Annotated in this window: 9 protein-coding genes; 4 read left to right on the plus strand and 5 right to left on the minus strand. The window is 75.1% G+C overall.

Features of this window, described 5'->3' with window-relative positions:
• Together DT057_RS32360 and DT057_RS32365 are read right to left on the minus strand one after the other, a co-directional pair.
• Positions 1–722 (minus strand): CYTH domain-containing protein (locus DT057_RS32360; protein ID WP_244937421.1); only part of this gene is annotated, 722 nt, incomplete at its 3' end.
• 282 nt (positions 723–1,004) lie between these two features.
• Positions 1,005–1,622: a TetR/AcrR family transcriptional regulator gene (locus tag DT057_RS32365; protein ID WP_128566140.1), complete on the minus strand. Its 618-nt coding sequence runs from the start codon at positions 1,620–1,622 to the stop codon at positions 1,005–1,007.
• Between the two features lie 85 nt (positions 1,623–1,707).
• Between DT057_RS32365 and DT057_RS32370 the strand changes: the two genes are divergently transcribed.
• The gene (locus DT057_RS32370; protein ID WP_128566141.1) at positions 1,708–3,009 is read left to right on the plus strand and encodes an MFS transporter; all 1,302 of its coding nucleotides are present in this window, start codon (positions 1,708–1,710) and stop codon (positions 3,007–3,009) included.
• A 15-nt stretch (positions 3,010–3,024) separates the two neighbouring features.
• On the opposite strand, the gene DT057_RS32375 is transcribed toward DT057_RS32370, so the two are convergent.
• Positions 3,025–4,440, minus strand: coding sequence for a capsular polysaccharide export protein, LipB/KpsS family (locus tag DT057_RS32375; RefSeq protein ID WP_128566142.1), 1,416 nt, complete (start codon positions 4,438–4,440; stop codon positions 3,025–3,027).
• 286 nt (positions 4,441–4,726) lie between these two features.
• Between DT057_RS32375 and trxA the strand changes: the two genes are divergently transcribed.
• From trxA to DT057_RS32390, 3 genes are all read left to right on the plus strand, one after another.
• A complete protein-coding gene (gene trxA / locus DT057_RS32380; RefSeq protein ID WP_128566143.1) occupies positions 4,727–5,635 on the plus strand; it encodes a thioredoxin in 909 nt (302 codons plus the stop codon).
• 74 nt (positions 5,636–5,709) lie between these two features.
• Positions 5,710–6,378 (plus strand): LON peptidase substrate-binding domain-containing protein, encoded by a 669-nt coding sequence (locus DT057_RS32385; protein ID WP_128566144.1) that lies wholly within the window; start codon positions 5,710–5,712, stop codon positions 6,376–6,378.
• Between the two features lie 89 nt (positions 6,379–6,467).
• Positions 6,468–6,671: a Trm112 family protein gene (locus DT057_RS32390; protein WP_128566145.1), complete on the plus strand. Its 204-nt coding sequence runs from the start codon at positions 6,468–6,470 to the stop codon at positions 6,669–6,671.
• 141 nt (positions 6,672–6,812) lie between these two features.
• Here DT057_RS32390 and priA read toward each other — a convergent pair whose 3' ends face one another.
• Together priA and DT057_RS32400 are read right to left on the minus strand one after the other, a co-directional pair.
• A complete protein-coding gene (gene priA, locus DT057_RS32395; RefSeq protein WP_128566146.1) occupies positions 6,813–9,110 on the minus strand; it encodes a replication restart helicase PriA in 2,298 nt (765 codons plus the stop codon).
• Positions 9,111–9,190: 80 nt separating this feature from the next.
• Positions 9,191–9,514 (minus strand): DUF2293 domain-containing protein (locus DT057_RS32400; RefSeq protein WP_420870344.1); only part of this gene is annotated, 324 nt, incomplete at its 5' end.

The following is a 9,514-nucleotide window of genomic DNA, read 5'->3' on the forward strand; positions in this document are numbered from 1 at the left end:
TCGGGCTGCGCCACCGGGGCCGGAGCCGGGGCCGGGGCCGAGGCCTCCTCGGGCGCCACCTCGACCGGGACCGGCACGGGGGCGGGCACGGCCGCGGGCGCCGGGCCCGGCGCTCCGGCGGCGAGGCGGCGCAGGGCGTTCACCACGCCCGGCTCCTCGCCGTTGCGGTTCGAGGGCGCGTAGCGCCCGAAGCCGTAGCGGGGCTCGACGAGGTCGAGTACCGCCTCGAGGGCGGCGTTGGAGAGCGCGACCTCGCCGGGCTGCGGCACGCCCTGGAGCGCGATGCTGCGGCCCTCGTAGGCGGCGTCGGCGCTGACCTCGGGGCCGAACCAGGCCGGGGGCGCGAAGCCGCCGGCCTCGTCGGCGCTGGCGAACGCGACCGTGACCACGTCGACCTGGCCCGGCGCGACGTAGCGGTCGACCTGCGCCTCGCGGCCGTTGCCGAGGGCGACCTGGGTGCGGTCGTAGGCGGCCTTGCCCGCGCAGACGTCGAGGAGGGCGTCGCCGTGCGCGCGCGGCACCTCGGTGCGCTCCTCGCTCGCCGCGCCGCCGGCCTCGGTCGTCACCAGGACGAGATGGCACTGCGCCCCGTCGACCCGCACGAACGAGGTGCGGCCGGACTGGGGCGGGAAGTAGCCCTCGGTGATGCGCGCGGAGCCACGCTCCTTGCGGATCAGCCGCACCAGGGACGGCGCCACCTGAAAACGTCGCACGAGGGTCATGCGCTCTCCTCCACGGGTTCGAGGCCGGCGAACGGACGCTCGCGAGGCCGGAATAAGCGTCAATTGACGCCTATCGGACGAGGAACACGACGAAATCAAGACCAATGAAGGTAGCGGCCCCGGTTTATTGCCGGAATTCTATCGCGCCCGGCGCCGCCGGAAGGCAGAGCCTGGAGCCGGGGCGCGCCGCCATCATTCCGCCCGAGTGGGCGGAGCCGGGGCGCCCGCGAGGCTTGGCGCGGGCCGGCCGCGCGCCCGGCGCCGTCAGGGCGCTCAGGGCGCTCAGGGCGCTCGGGGCGCGACGCTCGCGGCGATCAGCGCCTCGGCGGCGCCCGTGAGGGCACCGGGCGGGCCGCCGGGCCCGAAGATCTGGCCGCACGCGAAGGCGCCCTCGACCAGCATCAGGAGGCCGTCGCCGAGCGCGTCCGCGTCGCGCGCGCCGATCGCGCCGGCGATCTCGGCCAGGCGGGCCCGGAGGGCGCGCTTGCTCGCGAGCACGGCCCGGCGGGCCGGATGGTCGGGATCGGGGTACTCGACCAGGGTGTTGGTGAGGCCGCAGCCGCGGAAGCTCGGCGTCGCGCTGCGCTCCGCCAGGGCCGCCAGGAAGGTCAGCAGGCCGGCGCGGTGGTCGCCCGGATGGGCGGCGAGCGCGTCCTCGAGCCGGCCCCGCAGCACCGTGTCGTAATCCTCCAGGCAGGCGACCACGAGGGCGTCCTTCGAGGCGAAGCCGCGGTAGAGGCTCGGCTTCGTCACCCCGGCGCGCTCGACGATCTCCTCCACGCCCACCGCCCGCACGCCGCGGCGGTAGAACAGGTCGCGCGCCGCCGCGCGGACGCGCTCGCCGGCCCGGGCCGGCTCGGGCCCCTCGCGCTCCTCCGCCCCGCGTGGCGCACGCTCCATGCTCTGCCTCCCGCCGCGATTCGCGCTTGACGATGTTACTGACCGGTACGTAACATGATAGCACGAATCGAGGCCCCGTCCCAGCATGCCGTCATCCTCGTCCCCCGGGACCGCCGCGCCCGTCCGCCGCAGGCCCTTCGGCCAGAACTACGCCTTCGTGGTCGTCGGCGTGATCTTCCTCTGCCTGCTCGCGGCGGCGGGCCTGCGGGCCTCGCCCGGCGTGCTGATCCTGCCGCTCGAGCAGGCCTTCGGCTGGAACCGCGGCGTGACCTCGTTCGCGGCGGGCCTCGGCATCTTCCTGTACGGGCTCGTCGGGCCGTTCGCGGCGGCGCTCATGCAGAGCTTCGGCATCCGCCGCACGCTGCTCTGCGCGCTCGCCCTGATGGCGGCCTCGACGGCGCTCAGCACCCTGATGAGCGAGCCCTGGCACCTCGTCGCCACCTGGGGCGTGCTGTCGGGCCTCGGCAGCGGCTGCGTCGCCATCGTGCTCGGCGCCACGGTGGTGAACCGCTGGTTCGTGGTGCGCCGGGGCCTGATCATGGGCCTGCTCACCGCCAGCACCGCCACCGGCACGCTGATCTTCCTGCCGGGCCTCGCCGCCATCGCGCAGGCGGGGGGCTGGAAGCCGGTGGTGCTGACGGTCGCCTGCGCGGTCGCGGCCCTGATCCCCCTCGTGGCCTGGCTCCTGCCCGAGCGCCCGGCGGAGATCGGCCTCGTGCCCTACGGCGCCGCCCCCGGCACGGTGGCGGAGCCGGCGCGGCGCGCGAACCCCTTCCGCGCCGCCATCGACGGCCTGGTGCTGGCGAGCCGCAAGGGCGACTTCTGGCTCCTGTTCGGCACCTTCTTCATCTGCGGGCTGACCACCAACGGGCTCGTGGGCACGCACCTGATCTCGTTCTGCGCCGACCAGGGCATCCCGGAGGTGCGGGCGGCGAGCCTGCTGGCGCTCATGGGGTTGTTCGACCTCATCGGCACCACTGGCTCGGGCTGGCTCACCGACCGCTACGACCCGCGCAAGCTCCTGTTCGTGTATTACGGCCTGCGCGGGCTCTCGCTCATGGCCCTGCCCTTCACGGACTTCTCGTTCTACAGCCTGTCGGTCTTCGCGGTGTTCTACGGCCTCGACTGGATCGCCACGGTGCCGCCCACGGTGCGGCTGACCAACGAGGCCTTCGGCGAGCGCGACGCCCCGATCGTGTTCGGCTGGGTCGCGGCCGGGCACCAGCTCGGCGCCGCGACGGCCGCCTTCGGGGCCGGCCTGTCGCGGGCCGCCGAGGGCCGCTACCTCGAGGCCTTCCTGATGGCGGGGATCACCGGCCTCATGGCGGCGCTGATGTCCCTGATGATCGGCCGGGCGCGGCGCCAGCCTGTGCCGATGCCGGCCTGACGCCGCCCCGGCGGCTCAGAGCCCGAGGCGGTCCCGGACCGCCTCGGCCAGGGCCTCGACGTTGCCCGCCTCGAGCACCCCCGGGTTCCCCAGGGGCTCGGCGAACACGTAGGTGTCGCGGGAATGGTGGCGGATCGCCGCCACCGCGACGGTGAGCGCCGCGTCGTCGGGCCGCCAGGCCAGGGCCCGCTCCAGCACCGGCGCGAACTCGATGGCGTCGGGCGCGTAGGTGCCGAGCCCGAAGCCCGAGAAGCGGGCGCGGGCGGTGTAGATCACGGGCCTCGCCATCGCCAGGGCCTCCACCACCACGGTGCCGCTCAGGGTCAGCACCAGCCGGCTGCGGGCGATGAGCGCCTGCGAGGGCGTGTCCGAGCGGACGACCACGAGGTTCGGGTAGCGCGCCTTCAGGGCCGCGAAGTAGCCGGCCGGCCGCTGGGCCAGCATCGCCGGATGGTCCTTCACGGCAAGCTTCCAGGTGGCCGGGATCTGCCGGGCCGCGAGGTCGATGAGCAGCCGCTGGTCGTGTTTCGACAGGGTCAGGGTCGCGATCTCGGGCTCGTAGTGCAGGGGCAGGTAGGCGACGTCGTGCCCGTCGAGGACCTCCGGCGGCTCGCTCAGGGCGGCGGAGCGGCGGGCATTGATCCGGTAGGCGGCGAGGGCCCTGAGGCGCGCGGCCGGGCTCGGCAGGGTCAGGTCGCGCCGGTCGAAGGCGTACCAGTTGCGCAGGTAGCGCAGGGCCCGCCCGGGCCCCGGCAGGCGGAAGCGCGCGGCCTCGAGGGCGACGGTGCCGAGCGCGTAGGCGGGCTTGGCGGCCTTGAGCCCGGCCACGTAGGCGCCGGCCCAAGCCATGGCGTCCGGATCGGCGCCGTCCGGACGCGCCCGCCAGCGGGCGGCCGTGTCCCAGACCTCCGGCCAGGCGAGGTCGGGATTGTCGAACAGGTGGAACAGGCCGCCGATGCCGGTGTGGGTCGGGATCACCACCCGGATGCCGCGCTCGGCGAGCAGCTCGTAGAACAGGTGCGCGTACATCGAGGCGATGCAGTTGAAGACGAAGACGTCCGGCCGCTCGCGATCGAGGTAGGCCGAGAAGTCGCGCTCGAGCCCCGCCAGGATGCGCAGCGTCTCGGCCTGCGGCAGGCGGGTCAGGTGGCGGTCGCTCCAGGCCGCGCGGCCGAGGCGCAGGGCGACGTCGCGGGCGCGAAACCGCGCCAGGGCCTCGCCCTCGAGGGGCGTCGCCCGCGCGGCCTCGATCCGGGCGTAGAGGTTGAGGAGCCCCGTGCCCGCGGGCAGGCCCTCGGCCGCGTGCGCCCAGTAGCGGTCGTTGACGACGATCCCGGTCGCCCGCGCTCCCGGCAGGCGGCCGGCGAGCGCCCGGTAGAGCGCCACGAACGTCCAGGTCTGATCGTAGTCGAGCCAGAAGCCGAATTTCATCGCGGTCGGGGACTCCGAGGACCGGGCCGGGGCGGGGACGCCGGGGAGGGGACGCCGGGGCGGGACGCCGCTCCGCGCGGGGCCGCGCCTTAGCACCGGACGGGCCCGGCGGCCATCGCCGGACGCCCCCGGGCCGGACACCGTGGGCCTGGGCCTCCGGGCCGGTCGCCGCGCGGCGTCCCGCGCACCGGCCCCGCACTGGTCAGCGCGCCGGTCCTACCCCATGTGTTCCACGGGCCGACTGGGTCCATGAAACGCGGCGCGCCGTTTCCCTTCCGAGGTCTACATGCTCACCGATACCCCCGCGGCCGGCCAAGCCCCTGCGGGCGCCCTGATCAAGGACGCCACCACCACCAGCTTCCGGCAGGACGTGATGCAGGAGTCGATGCAGCAGCCCGTGCTGGTCGACTTCTGGGCCCCCTGGTGCGGGCCCTGCAAGCAGCTCACCCCGATCCTCGAGAAGGCCGTCAGGGACGCCGGCGGCCGGGTGAGGCTCGTCAAGATGAACATCGACGAGCACCCCCAGATCCCCGGGCAGCTCGGCATCCAGTCGATCCCGGCCGTGATCGCCTTCCAGCGCGGCCAGCCCGTCGACGGCTTCATGGGCGCGCTGCCGGAGAGCCAGGTCAAGGCCTTCATCGAGCGCCTCGTCGGCCCCCTCGGCCCGACCGAGGTCGAGGACCTGATGGCGGAGGCGCAGGCCACCGCGGAGGCCGGCGACGCGGACGCCGCCGCCGAGCTCTACGCGGCGGTGCTGTCGCAGGAGCCCGGGCACGCCGGGGCCATCGCGGCGCTGGCCAAGCTCGTGCTCGACCGCGGCGACACCGACGGCGCCCGCCGCTTCCTCGAGGCGGCGCCGCCCGAGGCCGCCAAGGACCCGGCCCTCGCGGCCGTCCGGGCGGCGATCGAGCTCGCCGAGCAGGCGGCCGCCCTCGGTGACCTGGGCGCGCTCCAGCGCCAGGTCGAGGCCGACCCCGCCGACCACCAGGCGCGCTTCGACCTCGCCCTCGGCCTCAACGGCAAGGGCCGCCAGCAGGAGGCGATCGACCACCTGATCGAGATCGTGCGCCGGGACCGGACCTGGAACGACGACGGTGCCCGCAAGCAGTTGCTGCAGTTCTTCGAGGCCTGGGGGCCGATGGACCCGATGACGATCCGCGGCCGGCGCAAGCTGTCGGCCCTGATGTTTTCGTAGGCGCTCCCGCCCGGGGCCGGCGCCGCCGCGTCCCGGGCCCATCCAAGCGTGCGGCCACGAGGGACGCGGGATCGATGAGCATGAACGTCGCCTACAAGGGACCGGCCGACTGCCCCACCGTGATCCCGGTGTTTCCGCTGCCGGGGGCCCTGCTGCTGCCGCGCGGCCAGATGCCGCTCAACATCTTCGAGCCCCGCTACCTCGCGATGATCGACGACGCCCTGCGCACCGACCGGGTCATCGGCATGATCCAGCCGGATGCCGAGGGCGCCGAGACCCCGCTGAGCCCGAAGCTCTTCCGCGTCGGCTGCGCCGGCCGCGTCACCCAGTTCGCCGAGACCGGGGACGGGCGCTACCTGATCTCGCTCACGGGCATCGCCCGCTTCCGCGTCGAGGAGGAGATGTCGACCACGACCGGCTACCGGCGCTGCCGGGTGAACTTCTCGGCCTTCGGGAGCGACTTCCACGCCCGCGCCGGCGAGGAGGCGGTCGACCGGGCCGGCGTGCTGCGGGCGCTGCGCGACTTCGTCGACGCCAATGACCTGAAGGTCGACTGGGCCGGCATCGAGGAGGCCCCGAACGAGGCCCTGGTCAACGCCCTCTGCATGATGAGCCCGTTCGGCCCGCGCGAGAAGCAGGCGATGCTGGAGGCCCCCGACCTCAAGACGCGGGCCGAGGTCCTGATCGCCGTGACGGAGATGGAGCTGGTGCGGGGCTCGGGCTCGGAGCCGACCCTGCAATAAGCCCGGCGCTCCCGGCTATCGAACGCCGCCCGCAACCGCGCCGACCCGCCGCGCGGCGACCCGCGGGCACACCCCACGAGAGGACCCGGATGACCGATTCCCCCGCCCCCGTCGAGGCCACCCGCATTGACCCGAAGCTCCTCGAGCTCCTGGTCTGCCCGCTGACCAAGGACCGGCTGGAATACGATTCCGCCCGCCAGGAGCTGATCAGCCGCTCGGCCAAGCTCGCCTACCCGATCCGGGACGGCATCCCGATCATGCTGCCCGAGGAGGCGCGCCAGCTCGCGGATTAGAGCCTTTTTTCGGCGAAGTGGACACTGGTTCGCCGCAGAAAATGCGGGGGAATCAAGAACCTGGAGCAGCAGCCGACCGCCCGTGATCGGATGCTGCTCCGGGGCCGGGAGCGGTCCCGTCCTCCGGCGATCCCCGGTGCCTCAGAGGAAGCTCTGGGGGTCGACGTCGATGCCGACCCGCACGCTGCCGCGCGCCTTGGGGCCGCGGGCGAGCCAGGCGCGCAGGTAGCCCTGGAGGTCGACCTCGCGCTCGGTCTTGACCAGCAGGCGGAAGCGGTGGCGGCCGCGCACCAGCGCGAGCGGCGCCTCGGCGGGGCCGAGCACCATCACGCCGGGGGGCGGCTCGGCGACCTGGGCGAGGGCGCGGCCGTGCGCCTCGGCGGCCTCCCGGTCGGCCGCCGACACGATCAGGGCGGCGAGGCGCCCGAAGGGGGGCAGGCCGGCCACCTCGCGGGCCGCCGTCTCCTCGGCGTAGAAGCGCTCGGCCTCCCCCGAGATCAGCGCGGCGATCACCGGGTGCTCGGGCTGGTAGGTCTGCACCAGGGCCCGGCCGGGCCGCTCGCCGCGGCCGGCGCGGCCGGTCACCTGCTGGAGGAGCTGGAACGTGCGCTCGGCGGCGCGCGGATCGCCCGAGGTCAGCCCGATATCGGCGTCGAGGACCCCCACCAGGGTCAGGTGCGGGAAGTTGTGGCCCTTGGCGACGAGCTGAGTCCCCACCACGATGTCGCAGCCCCCCTCCGCCACGGTCTGGAGCTCCGCCCGCAGCCGCTCGGCCCCGCCCGGGAAGTCGCTCGACAGCACGATGACGCGCCGGTCCGGGAAGGTCGCCGCCACCTCCTCGGCGATGCGCTCGACGCCGGGCCCGCAGGCCGTGAGGTTGTCGAACGTGCCGCAGGACGTGCAGGCCTCCGGCCGGCGCTCGGCGTGCCCGCAATGGTGGCAGACGAGCGCCCGGCGGAAGCGGTGCTCCACGAGCCAGGTGGAGCAGTTCGGGCACTGGTAGCGGTGGCCGCAGGCCCGGCAGAGGGTGAGCGGCGCGTAGCCGCGGCGGTTGAGGAAGAGCAGGGCTTGCTCGCCCGCCCGGTTGGTCTCGCCGATGGCCGTGACGAGGCTCGGCGACAGGTAGCGGCCCCGCGGGATCTTCTCGTGGCGCATGTCGATGGCGCGGATCTCGGGCAGGCGCCGGCCGCCGAAGCGCTCGGGCAGCAGGACCCGGCGGTAGCGGCCGCGCTCGGCGTTGACCCGGGTCTCGATGGAGGGCGTGGCCGAGGCCAGCACGATGGCGGCGTTCTCGAGCTTCGCCCGCACCACCGCCATGTCGCGGGCGTGGTAGCAGACGCCGTCGTCCTGCTTGTAGGCGCCCTCGTGCTCCTCGTCGACGACGATGAGGCCGAGGCGCCGGAACGGCAGGAACAGGGCCGAGCGGGCGCCGACCACGACCCCGATCTCCCCGGAGGCGACGCCGGCCCGGATGCGCTCGCGCCGCCGCCCGCCGACCCCGGAATGCCAGGCCGCCGGGCGCGCGCCGAAGCGGGCGGCGAAGCGGTCGAGGAACTGCGCCGTCAGGGCGATCTCGGGCATCAGCACCAGGGACTGCACCCCGCGGCGCACCGCCTCGGCCACGACCTCGAAGTAGACCTCGGTCTTGCCCGACCCGGTGACGCCCTCGAGCAGGGTGACGCCCCCCGCGCCAGAGGCGGGGCCGGCGCCGGAGGCGGGGCCGGCGCCGGAGGCGGACCCCGCGCCGGAGGCGGACCCCGCGCCGGGGGCCGGGGCGTCCCCGGCGGGCGGGGTGGCGGTGCCGGGCACCCCGCCCGCCACCGGCGCCGTCAGGGTGGCGATCAGCGCCCGGGCGGCCTCGCCCTGGGCCGCCGAGAGCGGGGAGTGCGGGTGCTCGGGGTCGGGCGGCTCGGCGACCGGGTCGGGGCCGAGCGCCACGGTCTCGAGCACGCCGTCGTCGACGAGGCCGTCGACCACGCTCGCCGAGACCCCCGCCTCCAGGCTGAGCGCCCGCTTGCCGCGCACCGCGCCGTCGGCGGCGACCGCCACCACCTTGGCGCGGGCCGGCGTCATCCGGCTCGGCGGCATCCCGGTCGCGCGCACGCCGATCCGGGCCGTCTCGGACCGCCCCTCCTCGGGCAGGCGCAGCGCCATCGCGAGGGCGGAGCCCTTCGGCGCCAGGGTGTAGCGGGCGATCCACTCGACGAGGCGGCGCAGCGCCGGGCTCAAGGCCTCGTCGGCGATCTTGCCGCTGACCCGCCGCAGGTTGCCGCCGGACCCGCCCTCGCGCAGGGACCAGACCACGCCCACGGTCTCCCGCGGCCCGAGGGGGATCTGCACGACGTCCCCCTCCGCCAGGGCGAGCTCGGCCGGGACGGCGTAGCTGTAGGCGGTGTCGAGGGCGAGCGGGATGAGGACGTCGGCGATCGCGGCAGTCATCGGGGGTCTGAGCGGGCGGGCCGGGAGGGGCGCGGCCCTTCATATAGGAGCGGCCGCGCTTCCGCGCCCGGCGCGTCGCCTCACCCCTCCTCGGGCTCCTCGCCGACCGGCCGCCGCACGCCCCATTCCGCCAGCACCGCGTTGAGGTCGTCGCGCACGAAGTGGCGGGCGCTGTCGCGGTCGTAGCCCTCCTCCAGGAGGGCGTCGTACTCGGTGAGGACGTGACGCGCGTAGGAGACGAGCGCGAGCCAGGCGGCGGCCTCGGGCGCGGCGCCGCGCAGGCCGGTGCTCGCCAGGGCCCGGTCGACGATGGCCTCGCCCTCGAAGTCCGGCACCCGCGGGGCGAGGCGCGCGAGCGCCGCCCGCACGGCGGCGCGCCGGTCCGGCGCCGCCCCGGCCTCGCG

Origin of the sequence: Methylobacterium crusticola (assembly GCF_003574465.1) — a bacterium.
GTDB lineage: Bacteria > Pseudomonadota > Alphaproteobacteria > Rhizobiales > Beijerinckiaceae > Methylobacterium > Methylobacterium crusticola.